At 69.2% G+C, this 25,914-nt stretch carries 18 protein-coding genes and 1 pseudogene; 8 read left to right on the top strand and 11 right to left on the bottom strand.

Translation table 11 applies throughout. The features are described 5' to 3' along the window. Positions 1-117: 117 nt before the first annotated feature. A pseudogene (locus HR086_RS49145) lies at positions 118-570 on the top strand (M23 family metallopeptidase); the annotation flags it as partial. A gap of 183 nt (positions 571-753) precedes the next feature. Here the strand turns inward: HR086_RS49145 and HR086_RS03205 are convergent. Then, complete coding sequence (locus tag HR086_RS03205; protein ID WP_174464841.1) at positions 754-2,451, bottom strand: GTPase; 1,698 nt, start codon at positions 2,449-2,451, stop codon at positions 754-756. A gap of 127 nt (positions 2,452-2,578) precedes the next feature. Between HR086_RS03205 and HR086_RS03200 the strand changes: the two genes are divergently transcribed. After that, on the top strand, positions 2,579-3,475 hold the full coding sequence (locus tag HR086_RS03200) for a dimethylarginine dimethylaminohydrolase family protein (RefSeq protein WP_174464840.1): 897 nt from the start codon (positions 2,579-2,581) through the stop codon (positions 3,473-3,475). After that, positions 3,468-4,265: a hypothetical protein gene (locus tag HR086_RS03195; protein WP_174464839.1), complete on the top strand. Its 798-nt coding sequence runs from the start codon at positions 3,468-3,470 to the stop codon at positions 4,263-4,265. The genes HR086_RS03200 and HR086_RS03195 overlap by 8 nt, the downstream gene beginning before the upstream one ends. Before the next feature lie 33 nt (positions 4,266-4,298). On the opposite strand, the gene HR086_RS03190 is transcribed toward HR086_RS03195, so the two are convergent. Beyond that, complete coding sequence (locus tag HR086_RS03190; protein ID WP_174464838.1) at positions 4,299-4,955, bottom strand: MBL fold metallo-hydrolase; 657 nt, start codon at positions 4,953-4,955, stop codon at positions 4,299-4,301. 145 nt (positions 4,956-5,100) lie between these two features. Between HR086_RS03190 and HR086_RS03185 the strand changes: the two genes are divergently transcribed. The 4 genes from HR086_RS03185 to HR086_RS03170 all read left to right on the top strand — a co-directional run bounded on the left by HR086_RS03185 (position 5,101) and on the right by HR086_RS03170 (position 11,450). Further along, the gene (locus HR086_RS03185) at positions 5,101-7,029 is read left to right on the top strand and encodes a lipase maturation factor family protein (protein WP_174464837.1); all 1,929 of its coding nucleotides are present in this window, start codon (positions 5,101-5,103) and stop codon (positions 7,027-7,029) included. Between the two features lie 361 nt (positions 7,030-7,390). After that, on the top strand, positions 7,391-9,076 hold the full coding sequence (locus tag HR086_RS03180; RefSeq protein WP_174464836.1) for a HEAT repeat domain-containing protein: 1,686 nt from the start codon (positions 7,391-7,393) through the stop codon (positions 9,074-9,076). A 33-nt stretch (positions 9,077-9,109) separates the two neighbouring features. Next, positions 9,110-10,459: an HD-GYP domain-containing protein gene (locus HR086_RS03175; RefSeq protein ID WP_174460765.1), complete on the top strand. Its 1,350-nt coding sequence runs from the start codon at positions 9,110-9,112 to the stop codon at positions 10,457-10,459. A 187-nt stretch (positions 10,460-10,646) separates the two neighbouring features. Beyond that, entirely contained in the window at positions 10,647-11,450 is an 804-nt protein-coding gene (locus HR086_RS03170; protein ID WP_246137260.1) for an Ig-like domain-containing protein, read from the top strand. A gap of 146 nt (positions 11,451-11,596) precedes the next feature. Here HR086_RS03170 and traB read toward each other — a convergent pair whose 3' ends face one another. The 6 genes from traB to HR086_RS03140 all read right to left on the bottom strand — a co-directional run bounded on the left by traB (position 11,597) and on the right by HR086_RS03140 (position 21,435). After that, the gene (traB, locus tag HR086_RS03165; RefSeq protein WP_174464835.1) at positions 11,597-13,228 is read right to left on the bottom strand and encodes an outer membrane exchange protein TraB; all 1,632 of its coding nucleotides are present in this window, start codon (positions 13,226-13,228) and stop codon (positions 11,597-11,599) included. Continuing rightward, entirely contained in the window at positions 13,225-15,411 is a 2,187-nt protein-coding gene (gene traA / locus HR086_RS03160) for an outer membrane exchange protein TraA family protein (RefSeq protein WP_373564253.1), read from the bottom strand. The genes traB and traA overlap by 4 nt, the downstream gene beginning before the upstream one ends. 278 nt (positions 15,412-15,689) lie before the next feature. Then, positions 15,690-16,805: a glycosyltransferase family 4 protein gene (locus HR086_RS03155; RefSeq protein ID WP_174464833.1), complete on the bottom strand. Its 1,116-nt coding sequence runs from the start codon at positions 16,803-16,805 to the stop codon at positions 15,690-15,692. Positions 16,806-16,890: 85 nt separating this feature from the next. Beyond that, complete coding sequence (locus tag HR086_RS03150; protein ID WP_141643658.1) at positions 16,891-18,108, bottom strand: endonuclease/exonuclease/phosphatase family protein; 1,218 nt, start codon at positions 18,106-18,108, stop codon at positions 16,891-16,893. Between the two features lie 359 nt (positions 18,109-18,467). Further along, a complete protein-coding gene (locus HR086_RS03145; RefSeq protein ID WP_174453984.1) occupies positions 18,468-19,538 on the bottom strand; it encodes a hypothetical protein in 1,071 nt (356 codons plus the stop codon). A gap of 151 nt (positions 19,539-19,689) precedes the next feature. Continuing rightward, the gene (locus HR086_RS03140) at positions 19,690-21,435 is read right to left on the bottom strand and encodes a GTPase domain-containing protein (RefSeq protein ID WP_174460768.1); all 1,746 of its coding nucleotides are present in this window, start codon (positions 21,433-21,435) and stop codon (positions 19,690-19,692) included. A 107-nt stretch (positions 21,436-21,542) separates the two neighbouring features. On the opposite strand from HR086_RS03140, the gene HR086_RS03135 reads away from it, so the two are divergent. Further along, a complete protein-coding gene (locus HR086_RS03135) occupies positions 21,543-22,910 on the top strand; it encodes a thioredoxin family protein (RefSeq protein ID WP_174464859.1) in 1,368 nt (455 codons plus the stop codon). A gap of 9 nt (positions 22,911-22,919) precedes the next feature. Here HR086_RS03135 and HR086_RS03130 read toward each other — a convergent pair whose 3' ends face one another. From HR086_RS03130 to HR086_RS47930, 3 genes are all read right to left on the bottom strand, one after another. Next, the gene (locus HR086_RS03130) at positions 22,920-24,086 is read right to left on the bottom strand and encodes a metallophosphoesterase (RefSeq protein WP_174464832.1); all 1,167 of its coding nucleotides are present in this window, start codon (positions 24,084-24,086) and stop codon (positions 22,920-22,922) included. Positions 24,087-24,101: 15 nt separating this feature from the next. Next, on the bottom strand, positions 24,102-25,226 hold the full coding sequence (locus tag HR086_RS03125) for a helix-turn-helix transcriptional regulator (protein WP_141643653.1): 1,125 nt from the start codon (positions 25,224-25,226) through the stop codon (positions 24,102-24,104). Positions 25,227-25,705: 479 nt separating this feature from the next. After that, positions 25,706-25,914 (bottom strand): hypothetical protein (locus HR086_RS47930; RefSeq protein WP_217441662.1); only part of this gene is annotated, 209 nt, incomplete at its 5' end.

Here is a 25,914-nt window from a genome sequence, read left to right as displayed (position 1 = left end):
CAGGCCCCACGGACGAGCGAGCGGGCCATGGGGTCCCTGGTGATAGGCCACGCGGGCGCGAGATAATTGGTCCAGGAAATACCCCTGCCACTTGTCTCCGTTGTCCGCCGGCCCGATATGAACCTTTCCTCCGCTCTCCTTGTCGGCTCCCTCCTGGCCACGGCGCCAGCGGTTACCAACTCGATTGCCTCCCCTGTGGGCGACATGCCCGAGGTCGGCGTTCCGTTCGCGTGTGGGCGCATCCACACGGTGAGCCAGGGACACGACACAGGCAGTCACCAACACAACGACACGTATGCGTGGGACTTCCGGATGCCGGAAGGCACGCCCATCGTCGCCGCGCGTGAAGGTGTGGTGCGGCTGGCTCGCGGCGACAGCTCGAAGGGCGGGTGCGACGAGAAGTTCGCGCCCTACGCCAACTACGTCGTCCTCTCACATGGGGACGGGCTGGAGACGCAGTACCTGCACTTCAGCGCCGTGGTGGTGAAGCCCGGCGAGAGCGTGAAGGAGGGGCAGCTCATCGGCTTCTCCGGCTCCACCGGCTGGGCGTGCGGCGCGCACCTGCACTTCAAGGTGGCGCGTGAGGTGGGCAAGGGTTGGAACAACCCGTCCGTGCCCGCGCGCATCGCTGGCTATGGAGACCCGGTGCGCGAGACGCGCGTGGCCGCGCCCATCTGCCGTGACTCCGGTCGCGACACGCTCATGGCCGCGACGGAGGGCTCGCACACGCCGGGTCAGCCGGTGGTGTCCATGTCACCGGAGCGCCAGGATGCGCCGCGCGGCCTCCCGCCCGGGGCGAAGGCCATCATCGACGGCCTCTCCCAGCCGCCCGCCCAGGGTGGCCAGGGCCTCGACGAAGCGCGTGCGCCCACCGGCGCCCGCACGGCGAGCGGCCCCAGCGAGACTCGCTGAGGCCAGCATCGCGCCTGCCCCGGCGAGCAGCGCGAAGAGGGCTCCCGCGTTGACGAAGTAGTCGAGCGGCAACAGGGGGCCCTCCACGTAGGCACGCACCACGCGGTAGCCCACGTGTCCCAGCAGCACGAGCAGCGGCAGGTTGATGAGCGGCAGCACCAGCCAGCGCGCGGTGCGCCACCAGCCCGCCACCGCTTCCGCCACGCCCGTCGTCGCCGTGTAGCGCCACGCGGAGGCCCGAGCCGCGCGCACCTCCTCCAGCATCGCGTCCACGTCCGGCACGCCGAGCACCGACGGCTCCAGGCCTCCGGCTCGCGCCACGCTGCGCGCCTCGGCCAGCGCGGTGCGCGCCGCGGACTCCACGCCGAAGTCGTCGTCGAAGGGCTCAATCACCGCGCTCTCCGCGGCCCGCGCGCGTGTGTGTCCGCGCACCGCGTCCACCACCGTGGAGGCCGCCGCCACCGCGAGTCCCGCGGGCAGGCTGCGTCGGCTCACCAGCGCCGCCGCGCCCAGGCCGCTCGCGCCCCACAGGGACAGGCGCAGGCCCCACGCCGCCGGGCCCCAGAAGCGGCCTCCCGCCTGTCGTCGCACTTCCGCCGCGAGGTGTCCGTGGGCCAGGCGCAGTCGCGCGTCGAAGTCCTCGCGCAGTCCGTCGGAGGCCTTCGCCAGGCCGGAGTCCAGCGCGGCGCGAGTCCGAGCGAGCAGTGCATCTGTCTCGTCGAGCGCGGCCTTCACGCGGGTGGACACTTCCTCCAAGGCGCCCATCGCGTTGCCACGTCGCACGCGCGCGGCGATGGCCTGGGTGGCGAGCCCGCGCAGGTGGAAGAGCAGCGGGCCGAACTCGCCGGACACGTCGCGGCCTTCCTTGGCGGCCAGCGCGCTGATGGCGAAGACAGGGACGTCTTGAGGGGGAAGGCCGAACTGCTCGGCGGCGACGCGGCGCACCTGTGCCTTGAGCGTGTCGCGAGACTCGGGTGACAGCTCGTCCGCGAAGTTGAGGGTGAAGACGAGCGCGCGGCGGCGGGCGAACTCCGCGAGGAACTCCACCTGCGTGGCCTCCGCGACGCTGCCCCGGTGCATGACGACGAGCGCCACGTCCGCGCGCTCCAGTGCGGCGCGAGCCACGTCGCGATGCGTGGTGGCCACGCTGTTGAGGTCGGGGGTGTCGATGAACACCTGTCCGCCCCAGAGGGCCTGGGGGCCGGGAACGTACCGCGCCACGCGAGCGCCCGTCTGGGCCAGCGTGTCCGCCGCGGCGCCTTCCGGGGCGAAGACGGTGGCGGCGGTGCTGGTGGGGCGGTCCACGCCCTCGCGGGAGAGGGGTTGTCCGGCCAGGGCGTTGAGGAGGGTGGATTTTCCCGCGCCAGTGGCGCCCACGAGCGCGACGGAGAGCGGAGCGTCCCTGCTCGCGACGCCGCGCGCGTAGTCGTCCACGAGGCGCTCCAACCGCGCCGCATGCGGCTGGAGCGGTGGCAGTTCCAGGGCGGTCTTCAAGAGGGACCGCAAGGCTTCGGGTTCGGGCAGGCTCGTCTCGTCCACGTGAGGGGCAGCCTGTCCTGGCGTCGTGCGGAGGGCCAGCGCGAATGTGACGAGGCGTGCGCCAGCGTTCAATGGCGGGACGTGGTGTGGCGGTCATGCGTGGGGGAGGGGTAGAAGCGGAGGGGTCATGGAACTCTTCCTCATGTCGCCCCCGGGGCGAGGCTGGGCGTTGCGAGGGCGGAACAACTTCCGCAGTCGCGAGGCGGGGCAGGTGGATGCGCGCAAGGCCCGGCGTGAGTGGCTGGAGCTGGCGCGGGCCATCGAGGCGCGTGGCGGCACGGTGGTGGCGCTGTCGTCGCCGTCGGAGCTGCTGACGGGCATGCCGTACGCGGCGGAGTGCGGACAGGTGGTGGCGCGCGAGGGCGGGGCGCCGGCGTTCGTGTTGCCTCGGATGATGAGCGCGCACCGTCAGGCGGAGAAGGAACACTGGGCTTCGTTGGCGCGGCGCATGGGGTTCGAGGTGATGGAGCCGGGTGAGGGCATCTGGGAGGCCCATGGCGACGTGGCGCACTTCGACGGGGCCACGCTGTTGTTCTGGGGTGGGCGCACGACGCTGGAGGGGTTGGAGGCCGCGTCGCGCTGGATTCCAGGCGAGGTGGTGCGGGTTCGGGTTCGTGAGCCCGCGTTTCACGGCAACATGGCCTTGCTGCCGTTGCCCGCCGTGGACCGGATGCTGGTGTGTCCGGACGTCATCGCCGCCGAGTCGTATGCGCTGCTGCGCGAGCGCTTCGGTGAGCAGCGGTTGCTCACGGTGACGGAGGACGAGATTCGTCGCTATGCCACCAATGGGTTGCCGGTGGGGAGGGACTTGCTTGCGCCGTCCGTGGTGCCGGAGTCGGTGAAGGCGCGGGTGGAGGCGTTGGGGATGGGTGTGGTGTCGCTCGACATGAGCGAGCTGTGTGAGAAGGGCGGAGGTTCCTCGCGTTGTCTCGTGTCGCGGGCGTGGGTGGACGACGGCGCGGTGAGGATTCCGGACGAGGCGAGACTGTCAGCCGTGGCGAAGGACATCGAAGCCGATGCGTGACACCGAGGCACTGGCGAAGCAGGCCGAGGCATTCTTCTCCGCGCATTCGGGCGTGTCGCTCATGGCGCTGGGCGCGGGTGAACACGCGGAGTCGATGTGCCTGTCGCCCTTGGGGTTGCCGGCGACGTATATGCCCGCTGAGCGCAATCTGGAGCTGGCGACGCAGTATCTGGCGTTGAACCAGTTCGCCTTTGGCGGGATTGGTGTGCCGCGTTGGGTGTTGTCGGACCTGTATCTGATGCCGGGAGCGATTGGGTTGCTGCGTTGCCCCGCGCGGATGTTGAAGCCGGAGCTGCGCGTGCATTTGGGGCTCGCGGATGAGGAGCCGGCCATCGGCGCGGCGTACTACGCGGCGCCGTCGATGACGCCGGGGCTGTTCATCGGCGTGTCGTTGTTGAGCTTCCTGCCGGGGACGGGGGCGGGGGCCTGGGTGAAGACGCTGACATTGCGCATGCTGCGTGCGACGCGGCTGCGTGGCGTGGCTCAGTGGGACAATCCGAGTGTGCGCGTCCACGCGCGACTGGGGCCCTTGCGACTGGTGGGCCGTGTTCCCGGGGGACACGAGTACGGCGAGCGGACCTTCGTCTACGAGACGGACGTGTCCGACGGCGCGCGCGTGGCGGAGGCGATGGAGCGTCGACTGTCGTTGGAGCCGACGAGGCGCATCGCCGTCACGGACCTGCCGGCACTGAGCGCGCTGTTGGACCGCGCGGAAGCGGGAGAGGCGCTGTACCTCGTCCCGCCAGGTGTCCAGGACGGCCACGTGTTGGTTCGCGAGGGCGCGCACTGAGCCGTCCTCGTTGGTGACTCGGGGACTTCAGTCTCAGGGTGACGGCGCGGCGGGAGCGTCCATGTCTTCCTGCAGCGCGCGCCGCAGCGCATTCGCTCCATCCGACAGGATGGGCTCCCCGTGCGCGAAGCAGACGATGTCTATGACGGCCAGGTGGTCCAGGATGCGCTGGACGCTCTGTCGGGTGCGAAGGGGCTCGTCCTGGTACTCGCTGGGGATGAACTCCGGCGTGCCGTTGCCCTCGTGGGTCAACAGGTCGGAGATGAAGGCAATGCCTCGCGGATGTTTCTGCATCCACAGCGTGTACATGGCCACCGCGGGACCGGGCGTGTGGAAGGGGAGCAGTCCCCCCGGAAGCGTGTCGCCCGCCACGTAGATGAAGTCGGGCTTGTCCTCCAGCCCGTATGCATTCTCCGGCGCCCACACCGGAGCGCCGAACGCCTTGCGGAAGCGCCACGCCGAACGCTGGTGATTCCCCGCCGTCAACAGGATGGCGGAGATGTCACCCAGTCCCCGCAGCACCGCTTCGTCGATGGGCAGTGGGTCGATGAGGATGACCGCCCCATCGTCATCCACCACCGCGTAGGCATCGCTGCGCGTGCCGCCGATGCGGTTGTCATTCAAGGTCCAGTGGTGGATGCCAGGCGCCACCTCGACCAGTCGCTTTGCCTTCCCCTTCGGCTCGCTCATGCCGTGAAAGCTAGGCACCCCGCTCCGATGTCCAGGGCCTCCCACGAGATGCCGCGCTTGCTCGCTCGGCACCCCGGCCCCGGAGCGGCCACCGCCTCCGCGCCAAAGGGCGGCCAACTCCACCCGCCGACTCCATGCTTCAGCCATGGTGGGTTCTCACACGCACGGACGTGTCGCCGCCCGGGAGTGGCTCACGCGTCCGCCACCGCTGCTGCTCTACGACGCCGACTGCGGCTTCTGCCGCCGCTGGGTGGCGCGCTGGGCACAGCACACCGAAGGACGCGTCCGTTTCCTCCCAGGCCGTAGTTGGCTCCTCCTGCTGCTCGGCATCCCGCGACGGAACATGCGTCGCGCCACGCAGCTCGTGGAGCCTTCGGGCCGCGTGTCGCAGGGCGCGGAGGCGGTCTTCCGCGCGCTTACCCGGTCGCCCCGCTGGCTGACGCACGGCATGGCGAGAGTGGGGCTGCTGCCCGGAGTGCTGGGCCTGTCCCAGGCTGCCTACGGCGTCATCGCTCGCAATCGCCGCGCGGCATCACGGGTGGACCGCTGGCTCTTCGGCCGCACCGTGGCACCGCGAGACCTCCGCCAGGTGCGCTGGCTCTTCCTCCGGTTGATGGGCGGCACGTTCTTCATCGCCTTCACGTCCTTGCGAGGACAGGTATTGGGGTTGTTCGGCTCGCGAGGCATCCGCCCCGTGAAGGACCTGGTCAGCGAGGAACGGCGACAGGCCGAACCCGCGCGGGAGCGCTGGCGACGACTGCCCACGGTGTTCTGGTTCGGCGCTTCCGACGCGGCGCTGGTGCGGGGCTGCACGCTGGGTCAGCTCCTCTCCCTCGCGGTCCTCTTCAACGTCGCGCCCCGCAGCGCGCTGGCCCTGTTGTGGGGCCTGTATCTCTCCTATGCGGCGGTGGGCCGGGAGTTCCTCTCGTTCCAGTGGGACGTCCTGTTGCTGGAGATGGGCCTGCTGTCCGCGCTCACCGCTCCACCAGGACTGCGCCCGGGCCTGGGCCGTGCGTCACCCGGTGCGTTGGACGTGTTCCTCTTCCGACTGCTCGTGTTCCGCCTCTACTTCGGCTCGGGTGTCAGCAAGTGGCAGTCGGGGGACAGGACGTGGCGCGAGCTGACAGCCTGTCGGCACTACTACGAGACAGCGCCCCTGCCCACGCGCGGCGGCTGGTACGCACACCACCTGCCCGAGCCACTCCAGAAGGCTTCGACAGCGATGGTGCTCGCGCTGGAAGCCGGTGTGCCGCTCCTCGTCTTCACACCCCGTCGACCCAGACAGCTCGCCTTCGGAGCCTTCTCCGCGTTGCAGGCCGCCATCGCCGCCACGGGCAACTATGGCTTCTTCAATCTCCAGTCCCTGGCGTTGGGAGTGTGGCTGCTGGATGACGCCGCCCTGCGACGAATGCTTCCGTTCCTTCCCGAGGGCCCACCTCCGGCGCGCTCGCGGACGCACTGGAGTGGAGTCCTGCTCACGCCGCTCCTCCTGCTCGGCGCCGCTGACATCCTCCTGCGCTTCGAGCGAGGTGCACGACTCCCGGAGCAAGTGCTCCGTCCCCTGACGTGGCTGCACGGCTGTGCGCGCCCGCTGCGCTCCGTGAATCGCTATGGCCTGTTCAGCGTGATGACGGTGGAGCGACCGGAAATCGTCGTCGAAGGGTCCAACGACGGCGAGCACTGGGAGCCCTATCGCTTTCGCTACAAGGTGGGCGACGTCGACCAGCCGCCGAAGCAGGTGGCCCCGCACCAACCTCGCCTCGACTGGCAGATGTGGTTCGCCGCGCTCTCCTCTCCGCCGAGCTGGTTCATCGCCTTCCTGGCTCGACTGCTCGAAGGCGCTCCCGAGGTGCTGGGATTGCTCGAGCGCAATCCCTTCCCGGACGCGCCGCCCCGGCAGGTTCGCGCGGTGCTCCATGACTACCGGATGACAGGAGCGGAGGTGCGTCGGCGCACGGGAGCGTGGTGGACGCGAGAGCGCCGGGGCCTCTACGTCCAGCCGCTGGCCCTGGCGCAGGGGCCTCGTCCCACGGGCAGCATGCCGCGCCTGAGGTGGCTCGCGCCGGCGGGGTAGACGACACCTTGAACTGGAGCGAGCGCTCGTTCTGGCCGAGCAGGGGGCGATGCGCAGGAGGCCGCGCGCATCCACTACGACGTGGGGCGTCTGCTCGGTGCGGGGGGCAGGGCAGACGAGGCGCGTGAGCGATTGGAGCGGGCCCGGGAGCGCGCCCGACTCGCTGGGTGGCGCGAGGGCGAAGCCCTGGCAACCCAGTCCCTGGGGGCACTGGGCGCCCACGCGCCTCGTTCATGAAAGACAACCTTCATTTGGTGGTGCTTGGATTCTGGCTTTAGTGTCGTGGAGGGACTCCAATGAATTGCCAGCCATGCCCACTCCCGCTTCCAGAGGTCAGACAATAGCTCCAGGCGCCGTGGGGTTGCCCGCGCTCTCGCCGGGGGACGCCGCGACGGAGGTGGGCCACGCGCTGAACAAGGTGCTGGGCGCCTATCGCTTCTACGCGGAGGGGCATGCCGCGCTGGTGGAAGTCCAACAGCGATTGATCGAAGCGGTGCGGCGCTACCACGAGGTGACGAGCGAGGCGGTGGTGCTGCACGTTCGCTCCTCGGCGCTGCTCCTGGGAGACGTGGTGCTCGTGGAGTCGGCGTCCGCGAAGGACTCGGTGACGCGGCCCCTCTTCCTGGAAGGTGTACAGGAGGTGCTGCTGCAACCGGGTTTGGATTCGGAGGAGCTGAGCGCCTTCCTGGGGATGTGGCACCGCGCGCTACAGCGCACGCTGCCTCCGGAGTACGACTTCTATACGTGGTTCTGGGAGCGGGGCTTCGAGGACATCGAGCTCGTCGTCGCGGAGGTGCCCGCGTCGGCGGAGACGGGCGAGTCCGCGCAGGCCGAAGCCCAGTTGGCCGAGCGCGAGGAGCAGCTCTTCGCGGAGCTCACGCGGCGCCAGTCCTCGGGCTCCGGCCGCCGTCGGCCCGTGGGACACGACGAGTGGCTGGCACGACTGGAAGCGGAGGTGCTGGCCCCTGTCAGCGCACAGGACCTGGTGCGCTCTGAAGCGCCGGCCTTCGCGGGCGCGAGCGACACGGACCTGGCGGAGCTGCGAGCCCTGCTGGAGCGCGAGCGGGGCGGCGAAGGCGTGCACGAGCGGAGCCTGTGGGTGGTGTGGGGCCTGCTCGCGGTGTGTCGCGAGGAGGAGCGCTCGGAGCTCCTGGCGTGGATGGGGGAGCTGCTCTCCAGCCTCGTCTCGAATGGCCGCTGGACGGAGCTGTCGCAGGTGGTGCAGGGCATGACGCGGGATGCTCGGGCCTCGGACGCGCGCACGCCGGACCTCTATGCCGTCACTCGGCTGTTCTTCCGGGAGAAGACGCGCTTCGCGCTGGCCCAGGCCACCGCCCAGCCGGGCTTGCTGCTGCGCGTGTTGGAGCTGGTGAGCGCGCTGCCTCGGGATGCGCTCCAGGGCGTCACGGACCTGCTCTTCGAGCTGCCCTCGCCCGAGGCCCGTGGGGCCCTGGCGAAGCTGCTCGTGCGCCGGGGCATCTCGCTGAACATCCTGGTGGCGCGGGCCTCGTCCCTGGGCGAGGCGGACCTGGACTGGGTGCAGTTCCTGCGCGAGTCGGGACCGGAGGCGCTGCCGTTGACGGCGGCCCTGCTGGGACATCCCCGACCGGAGGTGCGCGCGGCGCTGCTGTCCCGGCTGAGTCCTCGCGACGTGGAGGCCCAGCGCTCGCCGCTCCTGAAGCTCCTGGCGGACCCCGCGGTGGGGGTGCGTGGCGCGGCGCTCGTGTTGCTGGTGCGCTACGGCGTGGATGCGGCGGTGGGGCCGTTGGTGTCCCGGCTCGATGCGCGGATGGAGCTGCGCGAGCGCATGGCGGTGCTGCGCGCGCTCGCGGACCTGGGAGGCCCCCTCGCTGGTGCTGCGCTGCGGTCTTCCTTCGAGCGAGCGCAGGACATCGAGCTGAAGACCCACTGCGCGCACTGCATCGGCATCCTCGGAGACCCGAGGGCCCGGCCGTTGTTGGAGGCGGTGGCGAACAAGCTCTTCGCGCCGCGCAATCTGAAACAGGCCTGTCGGGAAGCGCTGGCGCAACTGGCCCCGGTGGGCTGAAGCCGACGGACGGACGTCGGGGGACGCGGAGACATGGACACGTCGACGACACGGGAGGACGCGGCACAGGTGGGCCCGAGGCTCATGGGCGTCGTCGTTCGGTGTCTGAACACGGTGTCCCTGCATGACGTGGACAGCGCGGGCGTGAAGGAGGCACTCGAGGAGCTGGGCTCGCTGCTGGACGCGGAGCTGCGGGGACAGAAGTCGGTGGAACTCCAATGCGTGGGCGGCATCCCCTTCCTCAACGGCGCGAGGATGAAGCTGGGTGAGGAGCATCTGGAGACGGCCGTCTCGCTGCGGCGTTATCTGGAGCATCTCCAGGTGCAGGAAATCTCCTTCGGCTCGGGCCTGCGTCGTGAGCACCTGCGCGCCTTCCTCGTCGCCTTCCAGAAGCACCGGCGCGCGCGGAAGCCGCGGGCCATCCTCCAGGAGAAGCTGGGGCCCATCCGCCTGCGCGACGTGTTGTCCTCCACGAACGTGCTGACCCCGCGCGAGGTGATGTTGCGCTACTACGCGCGGCTCGTCGTCCTCCTCAAGCACGTCATCACCTCGCAGGGACAGGTGCGCGTCGAGCGCTTCCGCCGCGTGCTGTTGCGTCTGGCCGAGTCCTCCGTGGGCCACGAGTCGCTCCTGGTGGGCCTCACGCGCTTTCGCCGGACAGACGTGGATGGGGGGCAGCACGGAGCGGCGGTGGCGGTGCTGTCGCTGTTGATGGCGCGGCGGATGGGGCTGTCGCGCGCGCAGCAGTTGGACCTGGCTCTCAGCGGGCTGTTCCATGACCTGGGGCGGGGGGCCACCACGCTCGCGCCGGAGCAGGAGTTCGACCGCGCCTCCCATGAGTTGCTGGCGCGGCGGGGCCCGCTGAAGACGGCGCTCCGGCTGTTGCAGCGCCCGTTGGACGCCAGTCGACTGGAACGTGTCGTGGCCGCGCACGACTGCCTCCAGCCGGCGTGGAGTGGACCGGTGCATCGGCCGGTGGGGTTTGCGGGGCGGCTGCTCGCGGTGCCCTGTGCCTTCGACCTGCTGACGTTTCCGGCGCCGCCTCATCCTGGGCTGGCACCGGACACGGCGCTGCGGCTCATCACCCACCGGGCGGGCACCCGGTTCGATGCGAGGGTGGTCCGCCTGTTCACCGCGGTGGCCGGCTTCTACCCGGTGGGGACGCTGGTGCGCCTGTCTGGGGGGCAGTTGGGCGTGGTGATGGATGTGCCCACGGATTCGGCGCAGGCGGCCAGACCCCGCGTCCGGGTCATCCAGGGGGCGGGAAAGACGAAGGCGGACTGCGTCGTCGACCTCGCGGAGCCCGGGCAGCGGCTCAACATCGTCGCGTCCCTCGATTCCACCGAGAGTGACTTCAACGTCCCCCACTTCCTCTTCTCCTGAGGGGGCGAGCGGATACCGCCTGTCTGGACGAGTGCCTTGCGGACGGCATCGGGCGCGGAGGCCGTGAGAAGAGGGCCTCGCGGTTCACACGCGGGGCGAGGGGCGTGGTTAAAATGGGCGCTACTCCCACCCCGCTTCGTTGTCTGTCTCCGCCGCCGTGAAGACGCCGCGTTTCCTATTTCGTTCCGTGCTTGTTCTCGCGCTCGGCCTCTTGGGCGCATGTGGGCCGTCGCCCGAGTCCCTGACCTTCCAGCCGCTGGAGTCGAAGTTCCTGCGCACGCCGGGGCAGAACGTGAAGTTGGACTACACGGTCCTCGATGCCGAGGGTCAGCGCATGTCCGAGCCGAAGCTGCGGTGGACCAGCTCCGCGACGGATGTGGCGCTGGTGCAGGACGGCGTGGTGACGGTGCGCAAGTCCGGCAAGACGGTCATCGGCGTGACGGGGGGCAAGGTGCGTGAGGCCCTGCCGTTGGACCTGATCATCCTGAACTCGTTGGATGTGCGCGCGCCGGGTGCCGACTTCATGGAAGTGGGCCGCGTCATCAAGATGCGCGTGGTGGCGCGCAATGAGCAGGGCGCGTCGCTTCCTGACGCCGTGCCGGAGTTCCGTTCGTCGGACGAGTCGGTCGCGCGGGTAGAGGAGGGACAGTTGGTGGCGGTGAAGCCCGGCTCGGCCACGGTGAGCGCGAGCCTGGGGCATCTGGCTCGGCACATCGCCGTCCAGGTGGTGCCCGCGGACTTCGCGCGCCTGGGCCTCAACCTCACCCACCATCAGTTCCAGCGTCCGGGGCAGTCGGTGTTGCTCCTGGCGCGGGCCTTCAATCGCAACGGCGTGGTGCTCGACAGCGTGCCGCTGGAGTGGTTCACGTCGGACGCAGCCGTGGTGTCGGTGTCCCAGGACGGCCGGGTGACGGCGGTGGGGCAGGGGCGCGCGGTGGTCTCCGTTGTCGCCGGTCGCCGCCGCTCCGCCGCGGAGTTCGTCGTTCCCTGACGGTGGTGCGGGGCCCCTCGGTGGAGACCGCCCGTGCCGTGGATGCCGGCGGCTTCCGCGTGCGCGCGAGTCGCTTCGTAGGTTCGTGACGCCTCGCTGAGGGGCGCGGCGTGCGGCGGATGCTGTCGGAGCCCGCGCCGCCGCGCTTACGGCTTCGGCGCGGCGGGGCTGGCCTTGGGGCTCGGCGCCTTCGTACGGGGGCGCTTGCCCTTCTTTTCGGACGGGTCCTCGGGGCAGGGCGGACGCGGGCCATCGCTGGGCGGTTGGATGGTGAAGTCGACGCGGCGGTTGAGCGCCATGCCTTCTTCCGTCGCGTTGTCGGACAGCGGCCGGCTGCGACCGAAGCCCTGCGAACACACCCGCTCCGCCGCGACGCCGCTCTGGATGAGGAAGCGCATCACGCTGGACGCACGCCGGCGCGACAGGTCCAGGTTGTACGCATCGCTCGCGCGGGCATCCGTGTGGCCTTCCACCAACACCCGGTCCATCTCCGGGTTCTCGTTCATCACCCGGGCGACCTCCTCCAGAATCGGGAAGGACTCGGAGAGGATGACGTCCTGGTCCGTGGCGAAGTTCACCTGCTCCAGGATGACAATCTTGTTCCCGTCGCGGCGCGCGAGCGGGCACCCATCACGGCCACGGCTTCCCGCCGGCTGGTCCGCGCACCTGTCGAGCCGGTCCACCGTGCCGTCGCCGTCGCGGTCCGTGTCCGGGCAGCCCGCGTTCTCCACGGGGCCGGGCACATCCGGGCACTTGTCGCCCACGCCAATCACCGAGTCGCCATCCGGGTCCACCGGCGGAGGAGGCGGCGGTGCCGGCTCGGGCGGCTCCTTGAAGCGCTCCAGCGCCTCCCACTCGCGCGTCTTCGCCGGAATCCAGATGATGGACGTGAAGAAGCTCAGCGTGGGCGACGCGAGCGAGCAGCCACAGCCCGCGCCGCCGCCGAAGGTGAACGTCACGCCCGTGGAGCTGTACCAGCGCAGGCCGATGAGCAGCTCCGCGGGAATCTGTCGCTCTGTTCCAGGAGCCTTCTTCAGCCCCACCGCGCCGTTCACCATGGCGAGCGCGGTGATGCCGCTGCCTCGGAGGATGGGCACCTCGGTGCCGAGGCCGAAGGGCGCCATGTCACCCAGCGCCACGCCGTCAAACACGCGGTCCGGCCGCTTCCAGAAGCCGCCGTTGAACGCCAGCAGGATGCCGTTGCCGAAGCGGTAGTCCAGCACGAGCCCGGGGGCCCACGTCATCTCGCCCTCGCCGGCGAACGCGTCCTGCGCGCCCGTGGGGAAGGACACGTTGAGCGTCAGCGCGGCGCCCCAGCCCCTGCCCTCGGCGGGACGGCGAAGGCCCGGGATGGCCACCTTGCCGGAGAGGCGCAAGTCACCGAGCACGAAGCTCTCCACGCTTCCCTCGGTGCCGATGACCTCCAGGTTCTGTCCGCCCTGGGCGAGGATGAGCGGCAGGTCCACGCCAATCTCGCCCCAGTCGAACAGGCCCACCATGGCCATGACGTCGAGCTGGAGGCGGTTGCCCACCAGGCTGATCTTCTCGAGGTCTCCGCCCTCGGGTACCAGCGTGAGGGGGTTGAGCGAGTAGCTGAAGTACGGGCCGAAGGCCACGGACATGTGTGACAGCGGACGGGACTGGGTGACGACAACCAGGTCCTGCGGCGCCGCGGACGGGCGGAACAGCTGCACGTCGAAGCGGGCGTCCGGCTGGGCGGAGGCGAGGGTTGCCCCTCCGAGCGCCAGGAGGAGGAGCGGCAGGTGGAAGGGTTTCATCGGACGCGGCGCTGGGAGCGGAGGAGCAGGAGGCCCGCGGCGAGCAGGACGAGGATGGTGGCGCTGCCAGCCGGAGTGGCGTCGGCGGCGGTGCCGCAGCAGAAGGCGCCGCCCTGTGGGTCGGTGCCGGGCTTGCGTCGGCCTCGCTCGCACTCCTGCGTCTTGGCCGAGCAGTGCTGGACGCCGAGGCAGTCGCCGCTGTCCTCGCACGAAGAGGAGCAGGTGTTGTTGGTGAGGTCGCAGGTGCCGCCGCAGGGGCAGTGCGCGTCGGCGAAACACTGGACGCACGCTTCGCCATCGCAGACGAGGCCCGCGTCACAGGTCACCGCGCAGGCGCCGGCGTTCTCACAGGTGCGCGTCGTGGGGTTGCACTGGCCGCTGCCGCAGTCGTCATTGCTCCTGCAGCCGATGCAGGTGCTGTTCTGGACCGAGCCATCCGAGAGACAGAAGGGGGCGTCCGTCTCGCAGGCTTCGCAGCGCGAGCCGCAGTGGCGGTCGGTGGTGCAGGTGCTGCACTCGCCGCTGAGACAGAACTGGCCGTCGCCACATTCCAGGTCGGTGCGGCACTGAACGCAGACCTCGCCGTCGAGGCAGAAGGGGCGCTCGCCAGGGCACTTGGCGCAGGCGGGGCCGCAGGCATCGGCGGTGTTGCACTCGGGCAGCGTGGTGACGCAGGTGCCGTTGAGCGGATCGCACTTCTGACCGTTAGCGCACTGGTCATCGGTGGTGCACTCGACGCAGGAGGGAGACCCGCCGGCGGTCAGTGCGGAGCACTGGGTGCCATTGGGGCAGCAGTTGCAGGAGTTGCCGGCGCACTGGTCATCGGTGGCGCAGGGGGCGCACTGGTGATTGGTGCAGACTTCACCGCGGACGCACTGCGAATCGTCGTTGCACTCGCGGCACTGGTTGATGTCGGTCGCGCAGACCTGGCCATCGGGGCAGTGCTCATCGTCGGTGCAGGGGACGCAGGTGGCGGTGGGCTCGTCGCAGACGGCGCCCGGGCAGTCCGCGTCGTCGTTGCAGCCCGAGCACTGGTTGGTCCCGAGGTCACAGCGGCCGGTGTTCGGGCAGTCGTTGTCGTCGTTGCAGCCTCGGCAGGTGTTGTCGCTCAGGTCGCAGCGGCCGTTGGTCGGGCAGTCGTCGTCGCCGTTGCAGCCTCGGCAGGTGTTGTCGATCAGGTCGCAGCGGCCGTTGGGGCACTGGCTATCATCCGTGCACTGCACGCATTGCGTGTTGCCGTTGATGTTGGCGCAGAGGGGCGTGGATTGACCGCAGGGAGAGCAGGCCGCGCCGCAGCGGAGCGAGGAGTCGCAAGGGGCGCACAGGGCCGCGGAGTTGCAGTGGTAGTAGGGATCACAGCCGCCGTTGTTCTGGGCGTTGACGTTGGCGCGGATGCACTGCTCGCAGCGGTTGGGGTCCGTCGAATAGGACGGGATGCCGTTCTCCGTCTGGAAGAACTGCGCGGGCTGGAGCAGTTGGAAGTTGGAGCTGTACAGGTTGATGATCGGAGGCTGGTTGGCGGCTCGCTCGAAGTCCGTGAAGGCTCCGGTGTGCAGCGACATCTCGAGCGCGGCGTGCTCACCGACCTGCGAGTAGAGGATTTCGACGGCGTAGAGCCCGGCGCTTACGAACGTGACGGAATTCGTGGTTCGCCAAGTCGGAAAGCCAAGCTGGGGTGGACGGTTGATGACTGTATAGGATTGAGCGCGGTCGTAAATGACCAGACTGATGGCGTCGTCGGTGTAATACCCCAGATGCAGTACTTGTCCGACGAGGCTATTGGGGACGTTCAGGTAGCCACGAAAGCGTGATACGAACGGCGTGAACGCATCGTTGTCGTTGATGACGTTGAAGCTGCATCCACCCGTGGAACATCCTGGTGCGGTGACCTGACTCACGAAGTCGCCGTAGCTCAGCGTACGGCCATCGTTGAGGTTGTTGGACAAGTCGAATGGCGTTCGCAGCACGGTCGTGACGCGGTTCTGCCTGCTGATGGGTTCTTCGAAGAACCCGTTGATTCCGTCGAGGTACGTACCCCGTGTCTGCGGGAACTCGCCCAAGGGCCGCGTCCACACGTTGGACGCGACGCACAGGCCCTGGCCGCTCTCGCTCAGCGCGGGGGCAATAGGCGGACCGGCGACGGTGACGTCCGGTAGCTTCTGGGCCCACGCAGAGGGGGCCACGAGGCACACCGCGAGGGCAGCGAGCGCGAATCGCGCGATGCGGAACAAGGGGGATTTCAAGGCCGCGCCAGCATGCTGGAAGCCTCTGACAAACTCAATTCTCCGGCCATCTGTGCGTCCACGATGCCATGTGACGTGAGAGGTCAGGCTCCGGACAGCAAACCTGTGCCTCTACCGACACAGGTTGCAGCTGTTATCCAGAACAGCCCGAAAATCCCGGCCCGGCGTCGTGTGCGCAAGACCCCTACTGGCCGGTTCGGTCCTCGGAACGCCCGGCGTCAGGCCCCAGGGCCCAGGCGACCTGCGGGGCCGGCTCCAGCTGGCTCTAGCATCGATAAGAACTCCTCCACGATGCGCTCGGCGGCAAAGCGCTCTCGAACGAATCGAGCCCCTGCTTCCCCCATCGCCCGCCGACGAGCTGGCGCCATGTCCGCCATGTTCAGCAGTGCGTCACGCCAGGCCGCGACGTCTCCAGGAGGAACCAGTCCACCGGTCTCTCCCTCCCGCAGGGTTTCTGGCAATCCTCCAATGCGGCTGGCGAGCACTGGGACTCCACACGCCTGGGCCTCGATGGAGACACGCCCGAAGGGTTCCAGCCACTCAGATGGCATGGTGGCTACGTCCATGGCGGCATAGAGGGAGCGCATGTCGCTCGTCCATCCACGCAGGAGATGTCGCTGGTGGAGCTCTGGCGCGAGAGCCGCTCTCAATCGCGGATGCGCTGCCTCCTCGCCCACCCAAAGTGCGCGCAGCCCAGGTCGAAGTGGCATGGCCTGATTCAGGGCCTCGGCCAGTCGGAACGCTCCCTTTTCTGGCTTCAGCGCGCCAACGAATCCGATGAGCACTTCGTCAGCGCTCACTCCAAGAGCGCGACGCGCCTCCGCCCTTCGTTCTTCATCTGGGCGGAAGTAGCCAACGTCCAACGGATTGTAGAGGAGCCGAACCCGTTCGAAGGCAACACCTTGCTCTACCAGATTCGAGCGCATGGACTCCGAGACCGCGATGAATCGGTGCGCCCAGCGGGGTAGCAGCAGGCGGGACATAGGCTTGAGTCGGCTGTTGAGATGGCGGAAGAGCGCGACCGGTGTGCCGGTCATCCCCCCCAGCATCAGCAGCGGCCAGTACTCATGTCCGAAGCTGCCCACCAACCACTGGGGCCGCGTACGGCGGATGGCGCGCAGCACGCTGCGCATCCCCCTCACATCCGCCGCGTTTCGGAAGACGCCGGGCTCGACGGCGAGCCCATGGGACTCCAACTCCCTGGCGATGAAGCCCCCCTCTCGCGCGACGGTGACCACCCCGTGGCCAGCCTGGGCCATTGCGCGCACCAGGCTGACCAGGTGGGTCTCTGTTCCCCGGGCGCCAAGGCTGGTACCCACGAAGACGAAGTTCATGGCTCCAGCACACCATGGGTTCTCCTCCTTTTCGAGGAGAACCGAGGCTCATATCGGGAGCAGGGCGCGACTCCCCCTGTCCCCACTATTCCTTGATGTGCACGCGGACCACCTGCATGCGGTGGTCCGAGAGGAACGTGGGTTCGTAGATAGGCTCATCGAAAGCCGTGTAGGCGTCGACAATCGCGAACCCCGGCGTGCTCATCCCCAGCCAGATCTGGTCAAGGTTGTAGCGGGGCAGAAGCTCCGGCGTCACCTCGCAGCCCGCCACCATGCAGAAATGCTTGTACGGTGGTTGAAAGTAGAGGGAGTCCCATTCCGCGCGAATGTAGGTATAGGGCGGGTCGTCTTTGTAGACGGGCGCATTGAAGTCACCCGCGATGATGGAGGGAGGGCCTGGCGGACGCATCACCAACATCACTTCATCCATTTCCTGTCGGCGATAGGTGAATTCATTCAGGTCTCGCTCCTCGGCGACGCTGGTCGCGATGAGGTGAAGATTCGCAATCCGAGGATTGAATCCGCCCATGTCCATCACCACGTAGTGCCATCGATGAACGTAGTCCCTGAGTGGCTGCGAAAAAGGGACCACCACGTTCTGCGCGATGGGGAACCTGCTGAAGATGGCCAGATCGTTGTTCCCAGAGAGGGCTCGGTATCGAGAGAGCTCTCGGAGCCAGGGCTGCATCAGGAGACGTGAAACGGTGTCTTCGCTGGTCTCCTGAAAGAGGACAATGTCCACTCTGTGATCGGGTTCCAAGTACATGGCGAGCATGTCGGCACTGTCCTGGTTCGCCATGTTCTTGCCGTTGCGGATGTTGAATGTCGCGACCTTGAATGACTGGACGAACACATACCGGCGCAGTGGCGTCTTCAGGACGTTGTTGTTGCCGTCGGTGGCCTGTGCCGTGAGCGCGAGGTCGATGCGGTAGGGCAAAAGGCCGGGCGCGCAGCGGGTCTCCTCCGTATACGACTTGAACGTCGCTGCGAGGGAGACGGTGCGCGAGGGAGAGGCTGTCGCGGCGCTGTTCTCATTCGAGAGAGGGAACGTCTGCGCCGAGCGCGTCTCGGTGCTGTAGACACTGCGGCGAGGCGACATGCACCAGACAGTGAGCTCGCCGGTGAGTTTGACGGATTTGACTCCCCGATTGGGGTCTTCCGCGGTCGCAGTGAAAGTCAGACTCTTTTGCGCCTGGGTAAATAGATACGTGGGGAACGGGTCTGTCGTGGCGGCGTCTGGGACGCCCACGACGGTTTTCTCCTTGCCTGCCCCAATCCCGCTCGTCACGTACCGGAGACCCATGGGCGGCGTCTCGTAGCAGGCCGGGGTGGGCGCACACTCACTCCACTCCCTGTTGCTGCATGTTGAAGTTCCCGCACATCCTTCGAAGGTGCAGGTTGTTGTCTGTCCTTCGGGGCATGAGGCTTCAGCGATCCGGGCGGTCAGGAACGTGGCAAGGCAGATACCCACCAGAAGCCCGGTCTTGGTGGACGCGTTCGAGCGCTGGTGGGGAGAGCTGTCACTGGGAGATTTCACTTTGACTTTCCGCCACGTGTCTCTGAAATGGCTGGGTGGCGGTTGAAGAGACGACGGTTTCGCGGCGGTCTGACAAATGATTGTCGGCCAGACCAGGCGCTGTGGATAGGCAGTGGAAGGAATTGCTATGCGCGACGGCAGGCCGCGTCACCATCCTGGGAGCGGATGAACGCGGCGGTCAGCTCGGTGCCGACGGCGGCGCCCAGGACCTCGTACGTGCGCCGACGTGCTCCGCCCACGACGGACGGTTGATGCGCGAGCGACTCCGGGTGCCGCACGAAGATGTTGTACCCGACGATGCACCCGTCCGCGCGAAGCACGGTGATTCCATCCGTCGCCATCATCCCGCGCAAAAGCTGCCCGGTGGCTCGCACCGCCGTGGCCGCCGAGTCGGTCGGGTCCGCGTGATAGCGGTCCAGCAGCGCCACGATGTCCAACGGGCGCGGCAGGATGATGCCGTCCACGAAGAGCGTGGAGCCCGCGCGCTCCCGGGGCAGTACCGCCACCAGCGCCCCATGGGACGACTGCATCACCTCGAAGAGCACGCGCCGGAAGAACCCTCGGGCTCGCTCCAGACTGGCGCTCGCCACGCCATCCGTGATGGCCTCCGCCAATTCGTTGAGCACCGCGGGAGGTGACGCCCCCTCCACGCGCGCACCCGACAGGTACACGTGCCGGCACAGCCCGCCACCCGCGCGCAGCTCCAGCATGTTGTCCGCGAGCTGGAGCACGCCCACGACCCCCGCCTGCGCCTCCTCCGTCCGCCGCAGTCGCTCCAGCGGTGACTCCGCGAGCGGAAACGGGTCCGTGCGGAACACGCCGTAGGCGAAGCCCTCCGGCACCCGCAGCAGGTAAAGCGCCCACCACCGCCCCTGCCCCAACGGCGCGCACTGCTTGAGGGCTCGCTGGACGGTGGCGCGTGAGCGGGGCCCGATGCCGATGGCGATGGGGTCCTTGCCGCCCAGCAGCGCGAGCATCTGCCCCAGGTCGTCCCCCATGAAGGCCATGGGGAACAGCGGTGCGCCTTCCTCGCGGTAGCGCGACAGCGTGACGATGAGCTCGCCGATGGAGTCGGCCGTCTGCGCGCACGACATCCCCGCCTCATCCAGGAACGTACCGACAGCGTCGGTCAGCAGGTGGCGGAAGGAAAGGACGGGAGGTGGGGAGCCCGGTGCTCCGGGGTCCGAGCCATTCATGACGCTCGCAGCATGGCGCATTGTCGCCGCACACGCACGGACCGAATGTCATCCGTCCTGTCCGTCCGCGCGGTGTCGCCTCGGTGTCTCAGTGCGCACGCCTCCCAGCCCGTTGGAGCAGGAGGACGACGGCTCGTCCACCCGCCAGCCGTCACGACAGCTCGGCCCGCGTGGCCTCCAGCCGCGCGGCGGTGTGGTTCCAGTCGTCCGCCAGCCCATCCAGGTGGCCGAGCACGTCCGAGAAGAACCGCGTCTCCAGCGCGCGGGCCAGCGTGGCGCCATGTGCGTCCGCCCACTTGCGGGTGACGCGGGCACGCACCTGGGCGCCCAGCAGGTCCACGAAGCGCTCCATCAGCGGCGTGGACAACAGCGTCCCCGCCCACACCACCGCGTCATGGCCGAAGCCGCCCGTGGCCACCGTCACCACCGCAGCCGCGCCCGACGGCACCGAGTACACCAGCGTCGTCAGCGCCTGGAGCAGCTCCTCGCGCATGCCTCCCTGCAGCTCGCCCGCCACCAGTTCGCGACAGTAGGCATAGAGCGTGGCGCGGTCCGCCGCGTGGGCGTGCAGGGACTCGAAGCCCAGCGGCTCCTCCAGCTTCGCGAGCGTCACGGGCCCGAAGGCCTCGGTCAGCTTCTCTCGTGTCTCGGGGTCTCCGCGCCACGCGGCGACTTCCGGCGCGAAGGCATCCACCAGCCGCCGCACCCCATCCGTCATCGTCGCGTCCACCGTGCGCGAGGGCGTCTGCGAGCCCTCCGGCTCCGGCCCCGTGAAGGACTGGCGCACCTTGCGACTCACGTACGTGAGCGCCGTGGCCAGTCCCCGGAAGGGCAGCCGCACCCATTTGTGGAACTGGCTGCGCGCATCCAACTCGTCGCGGAAGGCATCGATGAGCACGTCCGCGGGCACCGCCTTGAGCGCCGCCGCGCGTCCCACGCCTTCCAGCTCGTGACGCAGGCGTTGCCGCAGCCGCTCCGGCTCGCTCGCCGCGCGAGTCGACGCGCGCGCCACCGCCTCCAGCTCCGCCCGCGCATCCGCGAGCGACGCCTCCAGCGCCCGGGCCTTCAGCTCCCGTGCGTGCTCGGCCTCCCCCAGGAGGGCATCGAGCGGAGGACTCCCGTCCAGCGGCTCTGTCGCGAGGGCCCGCAGGCCCGCCTCGACGTCGGGCTGGTGCGGCGCCAGGTAACGCGCGAGCGGAGGATGGCCCACGTCAGAGGCCAGCTTGTCCAGGTGCCCACGCGCCACCTCCTCGCGCGAGGCCTCGTTGTAGACGAGCAGGTACGGCCGCCCATGGCCCACGGCTGCGCGCAGGAAGTCCACCAGCGCCGCGTTCTGGTACGTCTGCCGGCTCACCACGAACACGAGCACGTCCACGGTGACGAGCAACGCCTCCGCGCGCTCGCGATTCTCCCGGTACACGCTGTCGAAGTCCGGCGTGTCCATGACGAGCAGCCCGCGCGGTACCGCGTCCGCCAGCACCAGGTACAGCCGCCCCGCGGGGCCCGGCTGGTCCACGGGCGCGAGCGCTCCCGGCGCCACGGGCACCGTGTCGTACCGACGGGTGAGGAAGTCCTTCAGCGCGCCCGTCCACGTCTCCGGGTGGGCCGCCGCGAGGCACTGCTTCGTCAGGCCTCCCTCGGGCCTCGCGGGCGACAGCGGCGCGCCCACCAGCGCGTTGAAGAGCGTGGACTTGCCCACGTTGTTGGGGCCGGCGATGGCCACCAGCAACAGGGGCGCGTCCGCGGAACCCAGGCGGGGAAGCAGGTCCCTGCGCAGCCGCTCGGCCAGACGCCGGGCCAGGTCCGCGTCCGACGCCTCGGGGAAGCGCTCGGGGGCGGGCAGGGCGTCCAGGGCGGACGCGAGGGAATCACGCAGGGTGTAGGGGTCTCTCGTCATCGGAGGTCCGCGCACACCAGAGCATGTGCGGGAGCGGGTGCCCAGTTGCTTGCGTGGCGGATGTCGTTGAGGGACAGAGCGGCGAGGGCGCGGTAGGGTCCGCCGCCATGCGCATCCACGCCGCCTGCCTGTTGCTGCTGGGGCTCGTCGCCTGCACCGCCGCGAACACGAACACCCCCGTGTCCACGGATGCGACGCATGCCGGAGCCCCCCTGCCGTTCATCGAGGATGACTACGCCCGCGCGCTCGCCGAGGCGAAGGCGAAGGGCATCCCCCTCTTCGTCGACGTCTGGGCACCGTGGTGTCACACCTGTCGCTCCATGAAGGCGTATGTCCTGTCGGACAAGTCGCTGGCGCGCCATGCCGGACGCTACGTCTGGTTGGAGGTGAACACCGACCTGACCCAGAACGCGGCGTTCCAGGAGAAGTTCCCCATCGAGTTCTGGCCCACGCTGTACGTCATCGACCCGCGCGAGGAGAAGCCGCTGTTGCGCTTCGCCGGCAGCGCCACGGTGGAGCAGCTCGTGAAGCTCTTCGAGGACGGTGAGCGCGGCTACAAGGGCGGCATCACCGGCGCGGAGGCGCTCCTGGCGCGCGGTGACGCGCTCTATGGCGAGGGACGCTCGGCGGAGGCCGTCGAGACGCTGACGGAGGCCCTGGCCGAGGCGCCCGCGGATTGGTCCCGTCGGGGCCGCGCGGTGGAGTCCCTGATGACGGCGATGTACGGCGCGATGCAGGTGGAGCCGTGCGCGAAGAAGGCGCTGGAGCTGTTGCCGGGCACGCCGCGCTCGCTGTCGTGGGCCAACGCCTCGATGATGGGCCTGATGTGCGCGCTGTCGATTCCGGACCAGGCCGCGAGCAAGGAGCTGCGCGTGGCCCTGGAGGCCAGGGTGGTCGAGGCCATGGGCGCTCCCATCATCGAGATGTCGGGGGATGACCGCTCCGGCCTCTACGAGATGCGGGTGGGCGCGCGAGAGCTGGAGAAGGACGAGGCGGGCGTGAAGGCGCTCGCGGGCGAGTGGCTGGCGTTCCTGGAGGCGGAGGCCGCCAAGGCGCCCAACCCCGACGCACGCTCCGTCTTTGATTCGCACCGCATGCTGGCGGCGATGAAGCTGGGCACGCCCGAGCGCGCCGTGCCCGCGCTGGAGCAGAGCGAGAAGGACCTGCCCCAGGACTACAACCCGCCCGCGCGGCTGGCCACGCTGTACCGGCTGCAGGGGCGCCTGGATGATGCGCTCGCGGCGAGTGACCGCGCGCTCGCGCGGGTGAAGGGCTCCCGCCGCATCAACGTGCTGTCCAACCGGGTCGACATCCACGTCGCGCGCAAGGACGTCGCGGGCGCCACGAAGACGGTGGAGGACGCCATCGCCTACGCCAAGACGCTGCCCGCCTCGCAGGTGTCGCCGCGCATGATGAAGGGGCTGGAGAAGAAGCTCGCCGGCCTCCAGGCGGAGGCCCAGCCCGCGCCGAAGTAGTCCTTCAGGTCAGCGCGCCGTCGCTCGTACGGCGGCGCGCAGACCCAGGTCGAACAGCTCGTACGCGTCGACGGGACAGTGGCTCATCCCGCCGTCGATGAAGACGAGCACCGCCTCCGCCGGGCCCGTCGCTGGCGGGGCACCGTGCGCGCAGTCCACCCGCGTGCCGTCCGTCACCAGGTGGCGCACCACCCCGTCGAGCGCCGTGCCCGAAGTGACGCCCATCAGCTCCCGGATGCGCTTGTCGCGGGTGTGCCCCACCACCTGGGTGAGTCCCGAGGGAAGCCGCCTGGGGTCGAAGCGCCGACGCGGCGTCTGTCGCGTGCGCTCGGCGTCCTCCGGCTTCGTGCTGGGGCGCTGGTAGAAGATGCCCGTGCCCTCGCCGCGCGCGGCGTCGCCCGGCTGGTGCAGGCCCGGCACCTCCAGCCGTCCGTGCGTCCAGGCCTCCACCGCCGCGTCCATCGTCGCGTTCAGCGCGTGGGCCACCGCGTCCGCGTCCGCGCGGCGCTCGGGGGCAAGGCCCGTCACGTCCAGGTCCTCGTGGGTGACGCCCGCATGCAGCACCAGCAGCCCGGGGCCCGCGGCGTGCGCGGTGCGAAAGCGCCGGACGCGCAAGAGGTGCTCCACCCAGGCGCGTTGGGCTTCCAGGAAGTTGCCGAAGTCGCGGGCCACCAGCTCGGCCGTGGGCACCTGGGGCCAGCGCGCCAGGAAGGCTTTCTCCCCGGCCTCATCGGTGAGGCCCTTCTGGTAGACGCGGTCCGCCTCCGCCTGGGCGACGGTGAAGCGGGCGTCGTCGAAGCCGGCCAGCTCTCCCACGCGGCCCAGGTCGTGGTTGCCCAGAATCAGGAGGACCTGGTCCGCGGGATGCGCGGCCAGCCAGGCCACCATCGCGAGCGCGCTGTTCGCCGCGTGCAGGCGCTCCTCGGGACGACCCCAGTCGAAGTGGTCTCCCACCGAGACGAGCTGCACGTCGGGCAGGAGCCAACCGTCCGCGCCCAGCAGTCCGTGGTGGTCGAGGATGCCCAGGACCTTGTCGAAGTCCGCCTGCGGGTCGCCCAGGGCGAGCCGTCGTCGGCGGGGTACACCGTCAGGGGGCGCGGAGCGGGGACCTGTCTCCACCGCCTGTCGGGCGCGAGCGTGGGCGGCCTGGATGCGGGTGGCTTGGGAGTCGTTCACCCGCTCATTGTAGGGTCAGGACGTCTGGAAGAAGCGGGCGATGAGCGCCGAGCGGCTCTCCACATGCGCCTTGGCCAGCAGGTGCGTGACGTGGACCTCCACGGTGCGCTCCGCGCAGCCCAGCCTGCCGGCGATGGACTTGTTCGTCTCTCCCTGGACGATGTGCGTGAGGACCTCGGATTCGCGCGCGGTGAGCGACCAGCGCGCGGCCAGGGCCTGCACGCGCGCGGCGGCGCTGGAGGCGGTGCCCGTGTCGATGGCCAGGTAGTGCGCGGGAAGCCCCGTGGTGCGCAGCGGCGTGAGCGTCAGCGGCCCCGAGCAGGGGATGCCCTGGGCGCCTCGGCGCAGTTGCTCCATCAGCTCCGGCTCGCCGCGCTCCAGCCACACCCGGCCCGCGCTGTTGGCGTGCACCACCCGGCCGCTGCCGCTGACGACCCAGGCGGCGCGACCGAGCGCCTCCATCGCGACCTCCAGCGCGGTGGACATCAGGCCCGACTCGCGCAGGCGCGTCTCCATCGTCAGCCGCCGCTGCAGCGTGGGCGTCAACGCCTGGAGCACCCGCTGCTCGCGCTCGGTGAAGGGCTCCTCGCGCATCAACCCCAGCCAGCCCAGGAGCGACGGCCCCTCGCAGACCAGGGTGCGAAGGAAGGCCATGCGCTCCATGCCCAGTTGCCGGTACACCGCGCCGGAGCGGGTGTTGACGCGGTCTCTCTGGGCGTCCAGCTCCGCCTCGGTCAATCCCAGACGCCGCCCCACCTCATATGCGGGCAGGTCATGCAAGGGCATCTGCCGCGCTTCCGACTCCTGCAGCGAGCGGAAGTGCAGCGCCCGGTTGCGTTGGGCCGGCGCGGGACGGGCTGGATCATACCAACCCCAAAGACTCTCCCGGTCCGACAGGAAGGTCTCCAGGGCGTCGAAGACCGACTCCCCCTCCTGGGGGAAGCCCGAGTTGAAGGAATAGCTGACGTGGTAGCGGTCCGGCCCTACATCCACGCCGTAGGCCACCGCGCGCTCCGCCTTGAGCGTGTCGCGCAATGCCCCCAGAAGTGTGGGAAGGGACTCCGAACTCGGCTCCGCTTCGACGAGCAGGGCTTCCAGGTCCGCCAGGATACGCTGTTCCTCGGAATTCAAACGAATCACGATATCCTGAGTATACGCTGGCAATGAGTGACTCCCACTATCCCACCAACACGTCGAAGTTGTGAGTTGTTGAGCATTTATCGGCGACATGCCCTGGAGTCTGAGGCTTCCGGGTGGAAGCAGACATCAGGGCTTCCCCGCATGGAAATCGCAGTGCGTACCGCGCGACAATGAAGTGCAGGCCCACCGGGGGGGAGGGCCTTTCGCGGTAGGTTTCATGTGAGCGCGCGCCGGGGATCGACAGTCGATGCCCGGCGCGTCGCCCTTGTACCCCGCACTTTCCCTACATCTGGCGCGAAGCCCGTGACGCACCCCTGGGACGTCCGCTTCGCGCTTTGATGCGTGGCGTCATCCGCAAGGCCGCGAAACATCACTGTTTCGCAGCCGGCACGCCACTGGCTAACATATTCATGACAATGAATTCCTTCCGTGAGGCTGGACGGATGTCTGTCCATTGCTCGCGGCGAACGAATGCTCATTCAGGGGGAGTCTGAGATGACGATGATGCGCACCGGGAAACTTGCGTTGGGAATGGCCGTGTTGCTGGGCGTGACGGGGTGTCGGACGCCGGGGGCCACGGGGAGTGGAGGGATGAGCGCGTCGGGGGGGTCGTCCGACGGTTCGGGTTCGGGTTCGGGCTCGGGTGGCTCGTCGGACGGATCCGGGGAGTCATCGAAGGGGTCCGGGG

It is taken from the genome of Myxococcus sp. CA039A, assembly GCF_013336645.1.
Lineage (GTDB): Bacteria > Myxococcota > Myxococcia > Myxococcales > Myxococcaceae > Myxococcus > Myxococcus llanfairpwllgwyngyllgogerychwyrndrobwllllantysiliogogogochensis.
The sequence above is the reverse complement of the archived record's forward strand: the minus strand, read 5'-3'. Positions and strand labels throughout refer to the sequence as shown.

What these genes read in the sequence shown, in the direction of transcription:
- traB (WP_174464835.1), bottom strand. Translation starts at nt 13,228, where the DNA reads ATGAAACCCTTCCACCTGCCGCTCCTCCTCCTGGCGCTCGGAGGGGCA.
- HR086_RS03175 (WP_174460765.1), top strand. Translation starts at nt 9,110, where the DNA reads ATGGACACGTCGACGACACGGGAGGACGCGGCACAGGTGGGCCCGAGG.
- HR086_RS03200 (WP_174464840.1), top strand. Translation starts at nt 2,579, where the DNA reads ATGGAACTCTTCCTCATGTCGCCCCCGGGGCGAGGCTGGGCGTTGCGA.
- HR086_RS03190 (WP_174464838.1), bottom strand. Translation starts at nt 4,955, where the DNA reads ATGAGCGAGCCGAAGGGGAAGGCAAAGCGACTGGTCGAGGTGGCGCCT.
- HR086_RS03150 (WP_141643658.1), bottom strand. Translation starts at nt 18,108, where the DNA reads ATGGGTCTCCGGTACGTGACGAGCGGGATTGGGGCAGGCAAGGAGAAA.
- HR086_RS03135 (WP_174464859.1), top strand. Translation starts at nt 21,543, where the DNA reads ATGCGCATCCACGCCGCCTGCCTGTTGCTGCTGGGGCTCGTCGCCTGC.
- HR086_RS03145 (WP_174453984.1), bottom strand. Translation starts at nt 19,538, where the DNA reads ATGAATGGCTCGGACCCCGGAGCACCGGGCTCCCCACCTCCCGTCCTT.
- HR086_RS03155 (WP_174464833.1), bottom strand. Translation starts at nt 16,805, where the DNA reads ATGAACTTCGTCTTCGTGGGTACCAGCCTTGGCGCCCGGGGAACAGAG.
- HR086_RS03195 (WP_174464839.1), top strand. Translation starts at nt 3,468, where the DNA reads ATGCGTGACACCGAGGCACTGGCGAAGCAGGCCGAGGCATTCTTCTCC.
- HR086_RS03185 (WP_174464837.1), top strand. Translation starts at nt 5,101, where the DNA reads ATGGTGGGTTCTCACACGCACGGACGTGTCGCCGCCCGGGAGTGGCTC.
- HR086_RS03140 (WP_174460768.1), bottom strand. Translation starts at nt 21,435, where the DNA reads ATGACGAGAGACCCCTACACCCTGCGTGATTCCCTCGCGTCCGCCCTG.